Origin of the sequence: Pseudomonas sp. R45(2017) (assembly GCF_002112305.1) — a bacterium.
GTDB lineage: Bacteria > Pseudomonadota > Gammaproteobacteria > Pseudomonadales > Pseudomonadaceae > Aquipseudomonas > Aquipseudomonas paraglycinae.
In genome coordinates, this window is the sequence record NZ_NEHH01000002.1 from 645,884 (window position 1) to 662,879 (window position 16,996).

The window sequence follows — 16,996 nt, forward strand, 5'->3', positions numbered from 1 at the left end:
AACCTGTTCCGAGTCCGCTTTTCTCTTGCAGCTCGAAGCTTGACGCTTGCAGCTGTATTCACGTCGCCCTTCACGCAACCTCTCCTGTGCCGGACTTCGCCCAACGCCGTCCCAACCGATCAAAAGCCAGGTAAATCACGGGCGTCGTGAATAAGGTCAGCACCTGACTCACCAGCAACCCGCCGACCATCACCAGACCCAGCGGTTGACGCAATTCAGCGCCGGAACCGGTGGCCAGCATCAGCGGCACCGCACCGAACAGCGCAGCCAGCGTGGTCATCAGAATCGGCCGGAAACGCAACAGCGCCGCCTGATAAATCGCCTGCTCCGGCGCCATGCCCTGAGTGCGTTCGGCGTCGAGGGCGAAGTCGATCATCATGATCGCGTTCTTCTTCACGATACCGATCAGCAGGATGATGCCGATGATCGCGATCATCCCCAGGTCATTGCCACTGAGCAGCAACGCCAACAAGGCCCCCACCGCCGCCGACGGCAAGGTCGACAGAATGGTGATCGGGTGAATGTAGCTCTCGTAAAGCACGCCGAGCACGATGTACATGGTCACCACCGCCGCCAGAATCAGCAGCAAGGTGCTCGACAGCGATGCCTGGAACGCTTCGGCCGCGCCCTGGAACTGGGTCTGCACGCCGATCGGCATGCCGATGTCCTTCTGCACCTGCTCGATGATGTCCACCGCATGCCCCAACGCCACGCCGGGCGCGAGGTTGAACGACATCATCACCGCCGGGAACTGGCCGATGTGGGTGATCGCCAGTTGCGCCTGCCGCTCCTCGACGTGGGCCAGACTCGACAACCGCACCTGACCGCCATCGGTGGTCTTGACGTGAATCTGATCCAGCGCCTGCGGGCCGATCTTCTCCCCGGCCTGTGCTTGCAGCACCACGCGGTACTGGCTGGCCTGGGTGTAAATGGTCGAAATCTGCCGCTGGCCGAACGCGTCGTACAGCGCATCGGTGATGTTCGACACCGACACACCCAGCCGTGAAGCAGCGTCGCGGTCGATCACCAGGAACACCTGCAAACCCTTGTCCTGCAAGTCACTGGCGACGTCGGTCAGTTCCGGGCGCTGGGCCAGGGCCTCGACCAGACGGCCGCTCCACAGGCTGAGCAATTCAGAATCCGGCGACGACATGCTGAACTGGTATTGGGTACGGCTGACGCGGTCTTCGATGGTCAGGTCCTGCACCGGCTGCATGAACAGACGGATGCCGACAAGCTTGTCCAGCTGCGGTTGCAGGCGGGCAATCACTTCGGTCGCCGTCAGATCACGCTGGCCATGGGGCTTGAGGTTGATCAGCAGCCGACCGCTGTTGAGCGTGGCGTTGTCACCGTCGACACCGATGTAGGACGACAGGCTTTCCACCGCCGGATCCTCGAGAATCACCTTGGCCAGCGCCTGCTGACGCTCGCCCATCGCCGCGAAGGAAATCGACTGCGGTGCTTCGGAAATGCCCTGGATCACCCCGGTGTCCTGCACCGGGAAGAAGCCCTTGGGCACCACCATATAAAGGAACACGGTCAGGGCCAGGGTGCCGATGGCCACCAGCAGGGTCAGCGGCTGGTGCTTGAGCACCCACTGCAACTTGCGCCCGTAAGCGGCGATCATCCAGTCGATGAACGCACCACTGGCACGGTAGAAACGGCCCTGTTCATGTGCTTCCGGCTCACGCTTGAGCAGACGCGCGCACATCATCGGCGTCAGGGTCAGCGAGACCACCAGGGAAATCAGGATCGCCACCGCCAGGGTGATGGCGAATTCGCGGAACAACCGCCCCACGACGTCGGCCATGAACAGCAGCGGAATCAGTACCGCGATCAGCGACAGAGTCAGGGAAATCAGGGTGAAACCGATCTGCTTCGCGCCCTTGAGCGCAGCCTGCATCGGACTGTCGCCCTCTTCGATGAAACGCGCGATGTTTTCCAGCATCACGATCGCGTCATCGACCACAAAACCGGTGGCGATGGTCAGCGCCATCAAGGTCAGGTTGTTGACCGAGAAGCCAGCGAGGTACATCACGCCGAACGTACCGATCAGCGACAGCGGCACGGCCACCGACGGAATGATCGTCGCACTGGCACGCCGCAGGAACAGGAACGTCACCATCACCACCAGCGCAATGGCGATCAGCAGTTCATGTTGCACATCGGTGACGGAAGCGCGGATGGTCTGGGTGCGGTCGGTCAGCACGACCACGTCGAGACCGGCCGGCAGGTTGTCGGTGATGCTTGGCAGCAGCGCCTTGATCCGGTCGACCACTTCGATCACGTTGGCGCCCGGCTGACGCTGGATGTTCAGCAGAACAGCCTGATTCTGGTTGGCCCACGCTGCCAGACGCTCGTTCTCGGCGCCGTCGACGATCTGCGCGACGTCCTTGAGCCGCAGCGGCGCGCCGTTGGCGTAGGCCAGGATCAGGTTGGCGTAATCCTTGGGCGACGTCAGCTGGTCGTTGGCGTCGAGCATCGAAACCCGGGTCGGGCCGTCGAAGTTGCCCTTGGGCTGGTTGACGTTGGACGCACTGATCAGCGTGCGCACGTCCGACAGGTTCAGGCCGTTGGCCGCTAGGGCTTCAGGGTTGACCTTGATCCGCACCGCCTGACGCTGGCCGCCGGCAATGCTGACCATGCCGACGCCGCTGATCTGGGCGATCTTCTGCGCCATGCGCGTATCGACCAGATCATTGAGCTTGGGCAACAGCATGGTTTTCGAGGTGATGGCCAGGGTCAGCACCGGGGTGTCCGCCGGGTTGACCTTGTTGTACACCGGCGGCGCGGGCAAGTCGGTCGGCAACAGGTTGGTCGCGGCGTTGATCGCGGCCTGCACCTGCTGTTCGGCGACGTCCATGTTGATGTCGAGGCTGAAACGCAGGGTCAGCACTGACGCGCCGCCAGAACTGGTCGACGCCATCTGCGTCAGGCCCGGCATCTGCCCGAACTGGCGCTCAAGCGGCGCGGTGACGGCGCTGGTCATCACGTCCGGACTGGCGCCCGGATACAGGGTCATGACCCGGATGGTCGGGTAATCGACCTGCGGCAAGGCCGAAACCGGCAGCAGGCGATAGGCGATCAGACCGGCCAGCACGATGGCCAGCATGCTCAGCGTGGTGGCGACCGGGCGGAGGATGAACAGACGCGAAATGTTCATGCGCCCTTCTTGGCCTTGTCGGTGACGGCGGCGTCAGGCGCGGTGGCGGCGGACTTGCCTTGCAGGTGTTCGGTCGGAGTGGTCGGCACATCCTTGCTGTCGTTGACCACTTCCACTTCGCTGCCTTCCTTCAGGCGGTCGGTGCCTTCCAGCACCACGCGGTCGCCGGCGGCCAGGCCTTCGGTGATCACGGTGTTTTCACCATCGCTGGCGCCAATCTTCAACTGGCGGATGGTGACTTTCTTGTCGCCGTCCAGCGCGTAGACGAAGGTGCCGTTGGTACCGAACTGGATGGCAGCCGATGGAGCCAGCACCACACCTTTCAAGGTGTCAGCCAGCAGGTGAACGTTGACGAACTGGTTGGGGAACAGCGACTGATCGCGGTTCTCGTAGCGCGCCTTGAATTTCAGGGTGCCGGTGGTCACGTCGATCTGGTTGTCGAGACTTTGCAGTACACCGGTGGCTTGCAGTTTCGTGTCGCCACGATCCCAGGCCTCGGCCGGCAGTTTGGCGCCGCTGCGGTAGCGGGCGAGTACGGTTTCCAGGCTGTTTTCCGGCAGGGTGAAGGCGACGCTGATCGGCTGGGTCTGAGTGATGACCGCCAGGAACGTGGTGTCGTTGGCCGCCACGAGGTTGCCGACGTCGAGCTGACGCAGGCCGACGCGACCGGCAATCGGTGCGCGGATCTTGGTGAATTCGAGATTGAGCTTGGCGTCGTTGACCGCCGCCTGATTGGTCTTCACGGTGCCGAGGTACTGGCCGACCAGCGCTTCAGCGGTGTCCAGTGTCTGCTTGGCGATGCTGTCTTCCTTGTAAAGACCGCGATAACGCTCGACATCGACCTGGGCGTTCTTCAACTGCGCCTGGTTCTGCAGCAAGGTGCCTTCGGCCTGAAGCAAGGCGTTCTGGTAGGGGCGCGGGTCGATCTCTGCCAGCAGGTCGCCGGCCTTGACCATCTGCCCTTCCTCGAAATAGATCTTCACCAACTCGCCGCCGACCCGGCTGCGCACATTGATGGTGTTGAGCGCCGTCACCGTGCCCAGGGCCTTGTAGTACAGCGGGAAGTCCCCGGTGACCGCCGGCGCCACGCGCACTGGAATCGGCCCTGCCGCCCCGCCGAAGCCCGGACGCATCATCCCCGAACGGCCGGTGTGACCGGCCTGCGCCTTCTCGCCGCCCTCCTTGTGGGTCGAACCGGCGGGCCAGAATTTCCAGCACAGACCGGCAATGACCAGCAGGACAAGCAGGCTCAACAGCCAGCGACGGGAGTTTCGGGAAGACGATTGCATGGAGTGATTAACCATTGGGCGCGTGGGCTTCTTTTACGGGAGGCTGAACGATAAGCACTGGCCGGGATTTAGCAAAGCAGCTTTACCGGCAATTTACCTTCCACTTACGTTTCAAGGTGTGAGGCAAAACACTGATACACAAATGAAAACGGCCTGGACAGAGCCAGGCCGTTAACAATTGTAAAAGCGCTTACTTGAGAACGGACAGCGCCGCTTCGTAGTTAGGCTCTTCAGCAATTTCCTTGACCAGTTCGCTGTGCAGGACGTTGTCGTTTTCGTCCAGTACAACCACCGCACGGGCGGTCAGGCCTTTCAGCGGGCCGTCAGCGATGGCCACGCCGTAGTTCTCGAGGAACTCGGTGCCGCGCAGGGTCGACAGGTTTTGTACGTTTTCCAGGCCTTCGGCGCCGCAGAAGCGAGCCTGGGCGAACGGCAGGTCAGCCGAGATGCACAGCACTACGGTGTTGCTGATGTCGTTGGCCTGAGCGTTGAACTTGCGCACGGAGGTGGCGCAGGTCGGGGTGTCGACGCTTGGGAAGATGTTCAGCACTTTGCGCTTGCCGGCGAAGTCTTTCAGGGTGACGTCGGACAGATTGCCGGCTACCAGGGAAAAGGCTGGCGCCTTGGAACCGGCTTGTGGCAGTTGGCCGTTGACTTGAACCGGGTTGCCTTTGAGCGTGACTTGAGCCATGAACGGAGTCCTTCTTAACGTTGTTGGGAAAGCATGCAAGAGGCAGAAGTTAACCACGAAATTGACCGACGACCTATGCCTGGACTGAAATTGTCATGTGCTGGCACGCAAAACTGGATACACATTCTCCAGTAGCCCCACATCCCCGCCCTCAAAGAGGGTGATGCTTGTTAAAACGCAAGTCTGCGTCTTTTCTTTAACGACCTGTCGATTCAGACCCCGGCCGTTCGACTAAGCCATGAATCCCTCACCTATCTGCGGAGAAACACCATGCGCTTCATGATCATTGTCAAAGCCAGCCACGACTCCGAAGCCGGCGTGATGCCCAGCGAGCAATTGCTGACCGACATGGGCAACTACAACGAGGAACTGGCCAAGGCCGGCATCCTGGTTTCTGCCGACGGCCTGCACCCCAGCAGCAAAGGCGCCCGCGTACGTTTCAGTGGTGAAACCCGCAGCGTGATCGACGGCCCGTTTGCCGAGACCAAAGAGCTGATCGCCGGTTACTGGATCTGGGACGTGAAATCCAAAGAGGAAGCCATCGAATGGGTCAAGCGTTGCCCGAATCCCATGCCGGGCACTGAGTCGGAGATCGAGATTCGCCAGGTCTTCAGCCCGGAAGATTTCGGCGCCGAGTTCACCCCGGAACTGCGCGAGCAGGAAGAACGCATCCGCGAACAAGCCAAAAAACACTAAGCCCCCGAATCGGGAGCGTGAGCATTTTCTGCATGGCCGATGACGACTGAGCGAGACACGAGGACTTTTCGACGCGAAACAGGTAGGGTGCGCAACATCACAATGCCACCACTGGATCGCGTCGCGGTTGTTATGGAGTTGTCATCGCAATGAGTTGCTGGACCGTCCTTGGCCTGTCGGCCGACGCCGATGTGCGCACTATCAAACGCCAATATGCCGTCCTGCTCAAACAGACCCGCCCCGACGACGACCCCGAGGGCTTCCAGCGGCTGCGCGATGCCTATGCGCAGGCGCTGGCGTACAAGGAATGGCAGCAGAATCAGGACGTAGAGCAGGAACAGGGTATTGAAGAGTCCTGGGACCTGACCGGCCTCACCGTGGTCGAGGTCGATGCCCTGCAACTGGCGACCCGCTCGCTGGACGGGCTCAGCGTTGAAGAGCTGAATCATCGCCATGCCGTCACCCTCGAACAGGGTTGCGCACATTTCTTCGAAGACACGGTGCTGCATCATTGCATTGAACACCCTGAGACTTCGCAGACGCTGGTGGACTGGGCCATCCCGACCTTCTTCTGGTTCAGCGCCTGGCAACGCCTGGAGCTGGACGAAATATCGATTGACCTGTTGCTGGATCAACAACGCGCGCGCATTGCGCAACCGATGCGTGATGCGCTCGAACGGGAAGACGTCGACGGATTTCTCCAGGCCTATGCCCGCTGCGCGGATTTCAACTGGTTGGCGATTCAGCAACATCAGGAATGGTTCAACCGTGCCCTGAGCCATTTGCTGCTGGATGCGCCGGTCTGGTCTCCCGAGATTTTCGAACGGGTGCGCGCCGGTCAGGGCTGGCACGGCTGCACTGGGAATCCCTGCCCTGACGGCGAATGGCAACGCCTGCTGGCTCGCCAGAATGCGCCGCTTTTCCTGGCTCACCAGCAACAACTGGCCACGGAGCCCGCCGTCACCCCCGAACACCGCGCCGCCCGCCTGCTGCTGGGCACCGGCTCGTTCAGCGCCCGCCGCGCACTGGCCCGACGCCTGCACGAGGACGACTGGGCGCAGTGCCGCAAGTTGAGTTCCGAGCTGTACGCCAATCACCCCAAGGTCTGCACACAGATGCCCGGCGGTACGGCTTTTTTCTGGCGTGACTGGGAGCTGAGCTTCAATGACTGGCCGACCTACGTGGGCGTGGTATTGGCCTGCCTGATCGGCGCGTTCACCCATTACATTCCGCTGGGCATGCGGCTCAGCGGGTTGATCAACATCGTCATGATTTCGACTGTGGTGTTCGGCGTGATCGTGGCCGGGCTCAATTGGCTGGTGCACAACCTCGCCCATCGCGTATGGCGGCTGGATGACCGGCTCAGCGCCGCTCTTTGCCCCGGAGTTTTCAAAGACTCGCCGCCGTTCGGCGTGCTGCGTGACCTGGTGCCCGGCGCGTTGATGGTGGCCGGGCTCGGCTGGTTTTTCGGCCCGATTGCCGGCGGGGTGTACGCCGCGACCCTGACGACCTTCGGACTGGTTCGCCGCTGGCAGTCCAGGCCACGGGTATCCTGGGAAGAGAGCCGAACAGCCGTGAAAGTCGGCGTGACGATCCTCGGGATTGTGGTGCTGTCCCTCGTGCTCGGCGTATTCAAAGTGGTCGCCAGCCAAGGCACGGTCAATCGCAATCAGGGTCTGCAACCCTGGACCGAACGCCTGTGCAGCCGCTTGCCGGCCACCACCGCCGAATGCAGCGCACCGGCCACCGTTGAACAGTGGTACGGCAAGGAGGCGCGCCCATGACCACGAGAGTGATGTTTTGCGTCGGTATTTTCTTCGCGCTGGTGGTGATGGCGCTGACGAGTGCGACCCGCCCTTTCCTGCAACTCGATCTCTGGCTGGACGGGCGCGATGCACCGATCACCGCCCAGGCCAATGCCCTGAGCCCGGTGATCGCCTGCGTCAACCGGATCGACGTGCAATGGCGAGTGGCCTACGACCGCTACAAGAACCCTCAACCGCCCTTGCCCCGCGACCAGCGCTGGTTGAAGAGCCTCAAGGATTTCGACGACAGTGACGCGTTCAATGTGCGCGACATTCAGCGCGATGTCTGCGGTCAGGGCCTCACGGAAAAACTCGATCTTCTGGCGTGGCAGCCTGAACTGGCGCGACAGGCGAACGAGTACGTCCGGGCGCTGAGTCACGTCACGACCACCATTGCCCCCACGCGTTTTTACCGAGAGGCGAGTTTCACCTCCGGGTCGCAACAGCCTTCCCCTGGAGAACTGGATGCGATCGAGCGCGTTTCACAGGAATACATCGGCGCCTCGACGGCTCTGCGGCAAAGCCTGCTGCCGCTCGACGCCGCGCAACGTCCTGAACAGCTCAAGCTGATCGAGGCGCGTCTGGGCAGGGACATTCATTGGGACTTGCTGGCGTACATGATTCAGGCGCGGGAGACTGTCGACGTGCTCGACGAAGCGATGGAAAACCGCACTCTGACCCCAAAATTGCTGGCCGACACCACCGCGAAGTTGCAACAGGCGTGGAACCGTCGCGAACCCTGGCTCGCACCGCGCACGGGTGGATTCCAGAACAAGACCGATGCCGCACGGGATCTGTGGCTGCGCATCGGCGAGCCGGGGCAAAGCTATCTCGAGGCGTTGAACACCCTGCAAGCAGACTGGCACAACCACGCTAAGCCCGAACGTTTGAGCGAGGACTACTACGCCGTGACCCGCAGTTACGACGGCTTGCTCAGCCATTACAACCGACTGGCGCGCGCCAGTTTCTGACGCCGTGCGCACGCCGGATCGCCCTCAGGGACGACCCGGCGTGCCGGTCTTACTTGGCCTTGAGCTTGAGGTAGGACTGATGCAGGTCCGACGCCCAGCCATCGATCACGCTTTTCACGTCATCGGCCTTCATCACCTGCGAATCGTTTTCCAGCGGTTTGCCAGTGCCCTTGCGCACCACCTGCGCCGCCACCTTGTTGGTGCCGCCATCGAGGAACACCGCCTCGGTCGCCAGCGTGGTTTCCTGATCGCGAATACCGCTGGCGGTGCTGACCGCTGCCGCCACCAACGCCACCGGAATCACTTCATAGGCATGCAGGCCTTCGGTCTTGCTGCTGACGGCGGTAATGGCCGCGCGCACCACAATCACGCCCGGCCCGGGGCCCGAGGCCAGCGGCAGGGATTTGCCCAGTTCACGCTTGAGCGCCTGATCGTAGTAGCTGGTGATGCCGTTGAGGGTCTGCTGCGGAATCTTCACGGTGGGTTGCGGTTTGGGATAGAGCTGGGTCGGTTCGACGTAGAAGCTGGTGAATTTGCCGATGTCGACTTTCGGGTCGATCCAGCGCATCACTTCGGCCCCCGACGGGGATTTGGCCTCCCTCAGCTGGCTGTAGTCCTTGAGGAAGCCTGAGTACTCGTCGGGTGCGACGGTTTTGCTGGAGCAGCCCACCACGCCCAGCGTGGCAATGCACAGGGTGCTCATCATTACGGCTAGCTTCATGCTGTAACTCCTGTCGGAAGGCCGAATTTATTGCGTCGGGGGAGTTACAGGTATAGCTAAATTCGCGCCGTTTGCGATCAGAAACCCCAACATTGCACAACGTCGGGTCCGGACCTTTGAAAGGTCCGGACCATCACAGGTGCTCAAGGCTTTCTTCTACCAGCTCGAAGTCTCCCCACTCCTCAACGCCATCTCCCGCCGGCTGTTGGCCCGCATCGCCTTGATCAGCGACACGGTCCCCACCAGCAAAATCGCCGCACCGAACAGAAAATCAATGTTGTACAGCTGGAAATCCTGCACCGGCCCCACCAGCACCGTGCGCACCACGCCGATCCCCACCAGCGTGGCAAGGAAGTCGATTCCCGGCTCATCGCGGTAGAACACCAGCAGCAACGGCAGGCACAGCACCAGCAGCATCAACAGCACCACAACCTTGAACGAGCCTTTGCGCTCGACGCTGAACGCGCATTCGTGGGGGCCGTAGGCCTTGTAGTCCTCGTCGCGGATCATCGAGTTTTTCTCGTTGATGTAGTCGGCGCGGTTGTACTTCTGGATCGGCGTGAAGGTGTTGGACATCTCCATCAGCGTGGTGATGTTCTTGAAGCGCAGGTCGATGCGCTCGCTGCCCTTGAGGTAATACAGCACCGGTTTGTAGCCGTAGCGATAGGTGTCGAAGGGAAATTCGGTGACCCGGCCCTGAACGCTGATCGGGCGCGATTCGAGTTCGGCGAAAGCGCTCTTGTCGGTCGAGGCGAGGTTGCGGCTCAGGGGCAGGACCTTCACCTGTTCGAGGAAGATCGGCGTGACGCCAAACGACCACTGCAACGGTTCCAGGCGCAGACGCAGTTCGTTGCGGCCCAGGTCATAGCGGTTGAAGGTGCGTTCGGAGACCACCAGCGCGCCGCTGAGCATGAACTCGCCGCGCAGGTTGTTGGTGATGCGCAGGGTCAGCTGATCCTTGCCCAGCAGCGCCGCTTCGGTGTTCGGCGGCGTGCCGCACCAGGCGGTGCTTTCGCCGACGCCGCCGAGCTGACCGCCACGGTTTTCGTTGAACACATAGATGTAACCGGCCCACAGCGTCACCATCAGCAGCAACGCGGTGATGCCCAGAATTTTTTTGCCCGGACTCACTGATCAGACTCCCTTCTTCGTTCCGTCGTCCAGCCGAAAACCCGCTGGCGACGGGGACTCTACCAAAAGGCCACCATCGACCCAAGGAAAAATCCCCGATTCATCAGGGTTCTAAGGGTTTCCCCTGCATCACCTGCGCCGGAACAACGGTCGCGGCTCGATCACCGAGCGCCCGTACAACACGCTCATCCCGGCCAGGCCTTTGAGCGCATCCTCGGCGGATTTGTCCTCGCGCACCGCGAAGCTGTCGAAACCGCACTGGCGCATGTGGCTCAGTTGATCGCGCAGCACATCGCCGATGGCGCGCAACTCGCCTTTCCAGCCGAAACGTCTGCGCAGCAGATAGGCCTGACTGTAGGCGCGGCCGTCGCGAAAGCTCGGGAAGTCGAGGGCGATCAGCGGCAGCGAGGTCAACCATGGCAACAGGCTTTCGACGCCGTCGTCGGGGCCGAGCCAGACCGCATGGGTCGAGGGCGATTCGAGCCAGTGGGCCAGCGGCAGAATCAGCATTTCAGTGCTGTCAGACGTTTCAGGCGAGCGGATCAGCGTCCACGGATCATCCAGCACGATGCGCGCCCCGCTCTCCTCCATGCGCAACAAATTGTTCATGCCGACACCTCCTGCGCTTTCGGATAAACCCGCTCCTTGAACGGCTCCAGTCCGATGCGCGCCACGGTATCGACGAACAGTTCTTCAGCCTCGCGATAACGGACGAAGGTGCCGATGATCCGCTCGATCACCTGCGGCACTTCGGCGGCGCTGAACGAGGGGCCGATGACCTTGCCCAGTGCGCTGTTCTTGCCTTGGGCGCCGCCAAGGGTGATCTGATACCACTCGCTGCCGTTTTTATCGACGCCGAGAATCCCGATGTTGCCGATGTGGTGATGGCCGCAGGCGTTCATGCAGCCGGAGATGTTGAGGCTGATGTCGCCCAGATCATGCAGGTAATCGAGGTTGTCGAAACGCGCCTGAATCGCTTGGGCAATCGGAATCGATTTGGCGTTGGCCAGCGCACAGAAATCGCCCCCGGGGCAGGCAATGATATCGGTCAGCAGGCCGACGTTGGCGGCGCCCAGCCCCTGCTCTTTCGCCTGCTCCCACAGCGCATACAGCTGCGACTTGGGCACATCCGGCAGGACGATGTTCTGCTCGTGGGCGATGCGGATTTCGCCGAAATCGAAACGCTCGGACCAGTCAGCCACGGCCAACATCTGCGCATCGGTGACGTCCCCCGGCGGCGAGGCCAGACCCGGTTTGGTCGACAGCACCACGCTGGTATACCCCGGCACTTTGTGCGGTTGCACGTTGCGCGCGACCCAACGGGCGAACGCCGGGTTGTCGGCCAGGTGCGTGCCGAAATCCAGATCGGTGCCCGCCAGCGTGCGGTAGCTCGGCGGCACAAAGGCACTGGCGACCCGCTGGAATTCATCCTCGGTCAATTGCGCCGGTCCGTCCTTGAGGTGTTGCCATTCCTCTTCGACTTCCTTGGCGAACGCCTCGATGCCCAGCGCCTTGACCAGAATCTTGATCCGCGCCTTGTACTTGTTGTCGCGCCGACCGTGGCGGTTGTAGACCCGCAGCACCGCCTCGACGTAGGACAGCAAGTGCTGCCACGGTAGATCGTCGCGAATCTGCAGACCGAGAATTGGCGTGCGTCCCAGACCGCCGCCGACGATCACTCGCAGCAGCATCTGGCCGTTACGACCGGGGTAAAGATAGAGGCCGATGTCATGCATCATGATCGCCGCGCGATCCTGCTTCGCCGAGCAGATGGCGATCTTGAACTTGCGCGGAAGGAACAGGAATTCCGGGTTGATCGTCGACCATTGCCGCAGGATCTCGGCCAGCGGGCGCGGGTCGATCAGTTCGTCGGCCGCGACCCCGGCGAAGGCTTCGGTGGTGATGTTGCGCACGCAATTGCCCGAGGTCTGGATCGCATGCATGTTGACCTGCGCCAGACGTTCGAGAATGTCCGGCACCTCGTGCAGCTCGATCCAGTTGAACTGCATGTTCTGCCGGGTGGTGAAGTGGCCGTAGCCACGGTCGTAATCCCGGGCGATGCTCGCCAGGGTGCGCATCTGTTCGGCACTCAGCGTGCCGTAAGGAATGGCCACCCGCAGCATGTAAGCGTGTTTTTGCATGTACAGGCCGTTCTGCAGGCGCAGCGGCAGGAATTCCTCTTCGCTCAACTCCCCGGCCATGAAGCGCTCGACCTGATCGCGAAACTGCGCAACGCGCTCGAACACCAGCGCCCGGTCGTAATCATCGTACTGATACATCGGCCTACTACCTCGTCAGGAACTTGCACGGATTCCTGTGGGAGCGGGCGAACCCGAGATAGCGCCAGTTCGCGTCTGGCGCTATCTCGGGTTCGCCCGCTCCCACAGTATTTTCCCTGACTATGGACGAACGGCGCAGTGCACAACAGATTCACCTGAACGTATAAAAACCGTATCAGGGCGCGGCAGATGGCCGCAGGCAGCGCTTTGATCTGATCCGCATAAATGAACAATTCCTGAGCCTGTTTTGTTTCCGGTGGGGTTTCTACAGTGCAGCTCGTGCCAGACCGGGTGGCCTGGCAAGACTTTGCAACCGTGGATGAACTGACCATGAGCACAGCAACAATCGGACAGGCTTATAACTACAAGGTCGTCCGCCAATTCGTCATCGCGACTGTTTTCTGGGGCGTCGTGGGCATGGCGATGGGGGTATGGATCGCCTCGCAACTGGTATGGCCGGACATGAATCTGGACTTGCCGTGGACCACCTTCGGCCGCTTGCGACCGTTGCACACCAGCCTGGTGATTTTCGGCTTCGCCGGCAGCGCGCAATTCGCCGCCAGTTACTACGCCGTGCAGCGGACCTGCCAGGTGCGGCTGTACTCGGACAAACTCGCCGCGTTCACCTTCTGGGGCTGGCAATCGGTGATCGTGATCATGCTGGTCACACTGCCGATGGGCTACACCACCACCAAGGAATACGCCGAGATCGAATTCTCCGGCGCGGTGTGGATGGCGGTAGTCTGGGTCGCGTATGCCATCGTGTTCTTCACCACCGTGGTGCAGCGCAAGACCAAGCACATCTACGTCGGCAACTGGTTCTTCGGCGCGTTCATCCTGGTGATCGCCATGCTGCACGTGGTCAATCACCTGTCGATTCCGGTGGACTGGTTCAAGTCTTATCCGGTGTACTCCGGCGCCACCGACGCCATGGTGCAGTGGTGGTACGGGCACAACGCGGTGGGTTTCTTCCTGACCACCGGGTTCCTCGGGATGATGTATTACTTCGTGCCCAAGCAAGTGAATCGGCCGGTGTACTCGTACCGGTTGTCGATCGTGCACTTCTGGGCGCTGATCACCCTGTACATCTGGGCCGGCCCGCACCATTTGCACTACACCGCGCTGCCGGACTGGGCGCAGTCACTGGGCATGGCGATGTCGCTGATCCTGCTGGCGCCGAGCTGGGGCGGCATGATCAACGGGATGATGACCCTGTCCGGCGCGTGGCATAAATTGCGCACTGACCCGATCCTGCGCTTCCTCGTCCTGTCGCTGGCGTTCTACGGCATGTCGACGTTCGAAGGCCCGATGATGGCGATCAAGACCGTCAACGCCCTCTCCCACTACACCGACTGGACCATCGGCCACGTTCACGCCGGTGCCCTCGGCTGGGTGGCGATGATCACCTTCGGCGCGACTTATCACATGGTGCCCAAGGTCTTTGGCCGCGAACGGATGCACAGCACGCCGCTGATCAACCTGCACTTCTGGCTGGCGACCATTGGCACGGTGTTGTACATCGCTTCGATGTGGGTCAACGGGATTACTCAGGGCCTGATGTGGCGGGCGATCAACGAGGACGGCACGCTGACGTACTCGTTCGTTGAAGCGCTGCAGGCCAGTCATCCGGGGTTTGTCGTACGGTTTGCCGGTGGGGTGTTCTTCCTCAGCGGTATGTTGCTGATGGCCTATAACGTGTGGCGCACGGTGCGTGTGGCGGATGTTGCGATTGCCCATCGTGAAGCGCAGATCGCCTGATAAAGGGAGCCGGTCATGTTCGATGTTTTCTTGAATGTGTTGGGCGTGTTGTTTTTGTGGCTGGCGGTGGAGTACTGCTTGCGGCACGAGACGACCGAGAGCCTGGATGAGGCGAGTCTGACGCCGTTTGCGGATGATCCGGAGGTGGCGCGGCGGGTTGAGATGGCCACCGGTAAGACCGTGAAAGCGGTGGCGCCGGAGGTGGCGAAGCCGGGGTGGGTCAATCTCGAAATGTGAGGTGTGTCAGGGGCAGCCCCCTCACCCTAACCCTCTCCCGGAGGGAGAGGGAACTGACCGGGTTGTTTACTCGAAATACACCGACCTGAAATATCGAGCCGAACTCAAAAACTGAAAAGCCCCCGATCTGCTCCCTTTCCGTCGAACTCAATATTGAAAACAACGAAGATCGGCTCCTTTTCCGCCGAGCTCAAAATTGAAAACAACGCAGATCTGCTCCCTTTCCCCCTCGCCCCCTTGGGGGAGAGGGCTGGGCGGGCGGCGTTCCGATGAGGGGGTAGGCTTTTGATCTTAGGTGCGGTCGCGGGGGATGAGGCTCTGCAGTTGCTGCGCGAGAAAATTCGCATCGAAGGCAAAGGTGTCCGGATCCTTCAACCCATTGGTCTTGCGCCACTGCCAATCACCATTGGGCAACCCCACCAACGAAACACTCCCATAACGCGCCGCCGTCAGCCCCACCACCGCCAGCGAAATCTGTCCACCGCTGCCCATCACATCCGGCACAAACTCCACCGGTTTGCCGGCAATCACGATGCTCAGTTTTTCAGTCTTGAAGGTTGAGGTCTCAACCGGCGTGCTCGGCCCGAACGCCACATAAGCCTCGCGACTCACCTCCAGCAACCCCGGCGCCTGCACCGGCTCCAGCCATTGCTGAATCTGCCCGAACAACTCGCTAATCCGTGTGGCCCAGGTCGCCGATTGCGTCTCGAACAATTGCTTCTTGTGCGCTTCGCTGTCGGCATAGTGGCGAAGCATTTCTCCCAGTTGCTGTACGTCGTCCATTGCGGTGTTCCTTCAAGGAGCGGTGCTGCGGACTTTGAGCATGGCAGATGCCGATGACGACCGTGCAAGTCATTTGCCTGCACGATCGCCTGATCGACCATTGACGGACAGAAGGTCAGCGTTTGCGCAGACGCGCCATGCTCAAAGTGTCGACCCATTGCCCGTCACGCACGGCGTAATCGCGGAACAGGCCCTCGTTTTCGAAGCCGAACTTGCGATAGAGGCCGATTGCCGCCTCGTTGTCGGCGTACACCGAAAGTTCGACCCGGTGCAGGTTCATCCAGTTGTCGGCGATGTCCAGCGCCGCTGCCAACAGCTTCGAACCGACACCCTTGCCCTGCCACGCTACCGCAACGGCCATGCCGACACTGCCCGCGTGACTGCGGCGAATTCGCGAAAAAGCCTCCAGCCCGAGATGCCCGATCACCGCACCTTGATGCAACGCCACCAGTTTCACCATCCGTTCGTTTTCCGGCATAAGTCGTTGACGCCAGATCTCGGCAGACTGAAACGGCATCTGCAGCACCTGCCGGGTCACAGCTGGGTCGTTGTAAAGCGCGGTGACGCTTTCGATGTGGGATTCGCTGAAGCGTTCGAGGTGAATGGCGGGGTTGTGCTCAGGCATGAAAGATCCCTCCTGGATCAGTGCTTGGCCGGTCACTGTAAACCGCTTCTTCACGGATTCGCCATGACTGTTTAAAGCCGTTGACGGAAACGTCCGGCAAGCCACAACGCCTTGCGCCATTGCCTACGCATCCGCCAGAATCCGCCGGCTTGTGTGCCTTGGGGGCCGGCCCTATCGTTTCCGGGTCGCTGATGAATCAGCGATCGGATTTGACCGTCCGACTCAATCAAGGCGCGCCAGTGCCCAAGACCGGTTTCAGAAACCTTTCTGAATCCACGTGTCGCGGTGGCTGTGCGTGGGATACCTTCGGGTATGCCGGGTTCCTTGATTCCCGGTCGGTCAACCCGCGTACAGCTGCCACCTTTCGATTGACCGCGAACGGTTGCAGCTCCGTCTATCAAGGAGCTTCACCATGATCAAACCAACGCCAAACCCGCCCGAAACCGACTCCACCTCGCCTTACGAATCGGTGGATTCAAAGACCTTCCACTAAGCCGCCGAACGCGCCCTCGACCACTACTTCAATCCCCTGCTCCCCAGAAAACCGCTGCTCAAACCCAACACCCGCTACCTCATCGCCCCCGGTATCGACAGCGAAGAGCTGCTGGCCGACGCCTGCGAAACCCTGACTTCGGCCAAAACCATGGCCACCGACTTCGCCGGGCTGGTGGACGGCTCGCATCGGCATGTGCTGCTGGGGATCGCGCAACTGATCATGCTGGGGGAACTGGCGGTGAATCGGGCGCTGGATAATCTTGAGGTGGCGGCTGAGCCGCGCGTCTGAGTGCTGAAACCAAAACGGCCCCTTTACGGGGCCGTTTTTGCGTCTGCAGGAAACCGTTTACCG

The 16,996-nt window shown here is 61.2% G+C and carries 14 protein-coding genes and 1 pseudogene; 6 read left to right on the forward strand and 9 right to left on the reverse strand.

Going from position 1 to position 16,996, the window contains the following annotated elements; genetic code table 11:
- Positions 1-70: 70 nt before the first annotated feature.
- From CAF74_RS07075 to tpx, 3 genes are all read right to left on the reverse strand, one after another.
- Complete coding sequence (locus CAF74_RS07075) at positions 71-3,163, reverse strand: MdtB/MuxB family multidrug efflux RND transporter permease subunit (protein WP_039772386.1); 3,093 nt, start codon at positions 3,161-3,163, stop codon at positions 71-73.
- Complete coding sequence (locus tag CAF74_RS07080) at positions 3,160-4,467, reverse strand: MdtA/MuxA family multidrug efflux RND transporter periplasmic adaptor subunit (RefSeq protein WP_085745836.1); 1,308 nt, start codon at positions 4,465-4,467, stop codon at positions 3,160-3,162. Before CAF74_RS07080 ends, CAF74_RS07075 begins: the two co-directional genes overlap by 4 nt.
- A gap of 175 nt (positions 4,468-4,642) precedes the next feature.
- Positions 4,643-5,143, reverse strand: coding sequence for a thiol peroxidase (gene tpx / locus CAF74_RS07085; protein ID WP_011333939.1), 501 nt, complete (start codon positions 5,141-5,143; stop codon positions 4,643-4,645).
- Between the two features lie 270 nt (positions 5,144-5,413).
- Here tpx and CAF74_RS07090 point away from each other — a divergent pair, with 270 nt between their 5' ends.
- The 3 genes from CAF74_RS07090 to CAF74_RS07100 all read left to right on the forward strand — a co-directional run bounded on the left by CAF74_RS07090 (position 5,414) and on the right by CAF74_RS07100 (position 8,615).
- A complete protein-coding gene (locus CAF74_RS07090; RefSeq protein WP_085745837.1) occupies positions 5,414-5,839 on the forward strand; it encodes a YciI family protein in 426 nt (141 codons plus the stop codon).
- Between the two features lie 149 nt (positions 5,840-5,988).
- Positions 5,989-7,623, forward strand: a complete 1,635-nt coding sequence (locus CAF74_RS07095) for a J domain-containing protein (protein ID WP_085745838.1) — start codon at positions 5,989-5,991, stop codon at positions 7,621-7,623.
- The gene (locus CAF74_RS07100; RefSeq protein WP_085745839.1) at positions 7,620-8,615 is read left to right on the forward strand and encodes a DUF3829 domain-containing protein; all 996 of its coding nucleotides are present in this window, start codon (positions 7,620-7,622) and stop codon (positions 8,613-8,615) included. The genes CAF74_RS07095 and CAF74_RS07100 overlap by 4 nt, the downstream gene beginning before the upstream one ends.
- Positions 8,616-8,664: 49 nt before the next feature.
- Here CAF74_RS07100 and CAF74_RS07105 read toward each other — a convergent pair whose 3' ends face one another.
- The 4 genes from CAF74_RS07105 to CAF74_RS07120 all read right to left on the reverse strand — a co-directional run bounded on the left by CAF74_RS07105 (position 8,665) and on the right by CAF74_RS07120 (position 12,746).
- Entirely contained in the window at positions 8,665-9,336 is a 672-nt protein-coding gene (locus CAF74_RS07105) for a DUF3313 domain-containing protein (protein WP_011333935.1), read from the reverse strand.
- A 156-nt stretch (positions 9,337-9,492) separates the two neighbouring features.
- Positions 9,493-10,467, reverse strand: a complete 975-nt coding sequence (locus CAF74_RS07110) for a hypothetical protein (RefSeq protein ID WP_085745840.1) — start codon at positions 10,465-10,467, stop codon at positions 9,493-9,495.
- A gap of 129 nt (positions 10,468-10,596) precedes the next feature.
- Positions 10,597-11,076: a DUF934 domain-containing protein gene (locus CAF74_RS07115; protein ID WP_085745841.1), complete on the reverse strand. Its 480-nt coding sequence runs from the start codon at positions 11,074-11,076 to the stop codon at positions 10,597-10,599.
- Positions 11,073-12,746, reverse strand: a complete 1,674-nt coding sequence (locus CAF74_RS07120) for a nitrite/sulfite reductase (RefSeq protein WP_085745842.1) — start codon at positions 12,744-12,746, stop codon at positions 11,073-11,075. The genes CAF74_RS07115 and CAF74_RS07120 overlap by 4 nt, the downstream gene beginning before the upstream one ends.
- A 330-nt stretch (positions 12,747-13,076) precedes the next feature.
- Here CAF74_RS07120 and ccoN point away from each other — a divergent pair, with 330 nt between their 5' ends.
- Together ccoN and CAF74_RS07135 are read left to right on the forward strand one after the other, a co-directional pair.
- Positions 13,077-14,504, forward strand: a complete 1,428-nt coding sequence (gene ccoN / locus CAF74_RS07130; RefSeq protein ID WP_085745864.1) for a cytochrome-c oxidase, cbb3-type subunit I — start codon at positions 13,077-13,079, stop codon at positions 14,502-14,504.
- A gap of 15 nt (positions 14,505-14,519) precedes the next feature.
- The gene (locus tag CAF74_RS07135) at positions 14,520-14,741 is read left to right on the forward strand and encodes a CcoQ/FixQ family Cbb3-type cytochrome c oxidase assembly chaperone (protein ID WP_085745843.1); all 222 of its coding nucleotides are present in this window, start codon (positions 14,520-14,522) and stop codon (positions 14,739-14,741) included.
- A gap of 291 nt (positions 14,742-15,032) precedes the next feature.
- On the opposite strand, the gene CAF74_RS07140 is transcribed toward CAF74_RS07135, so the two are convergent.
- Both CAF74_RS07140 and CAF74_RS07145 read right to left on the reverse strand, forming a co-directional pair.
- Entirely contained in the window at positions 15,033-15,524 is a 492-nt protein-coding gene (locus CAF74_RS07140; protein ID WP_085745844.1) for a hypothetical protein, read from the reverse strand.
- 115 nt (positions 15,525-15,639) lie between these two features.
- Positions 15,640-16,149, reverse strand: coding sequence for a GNAT family N-acetyltransferase (locus CAF74_RS07145; protein ID WP_085745845.1), 510 nt, complete (start codon positions 16,147-16,149; stop codon positions 15,640-15,642).
- Positions 16,150-16,561: 412 nt separating this feature from the next.
- Between CAF74_RS07145 and CAF74_RS07150 the strand changes: the two are divergent.
- Positions 16,562-16,933 (forward strand): annotated as a pseudogene (locus CAF74_RS07150) (DUF6124 family protein).
- Positions 16,934-16,996 lie beyond the last annotated feature (63 nt).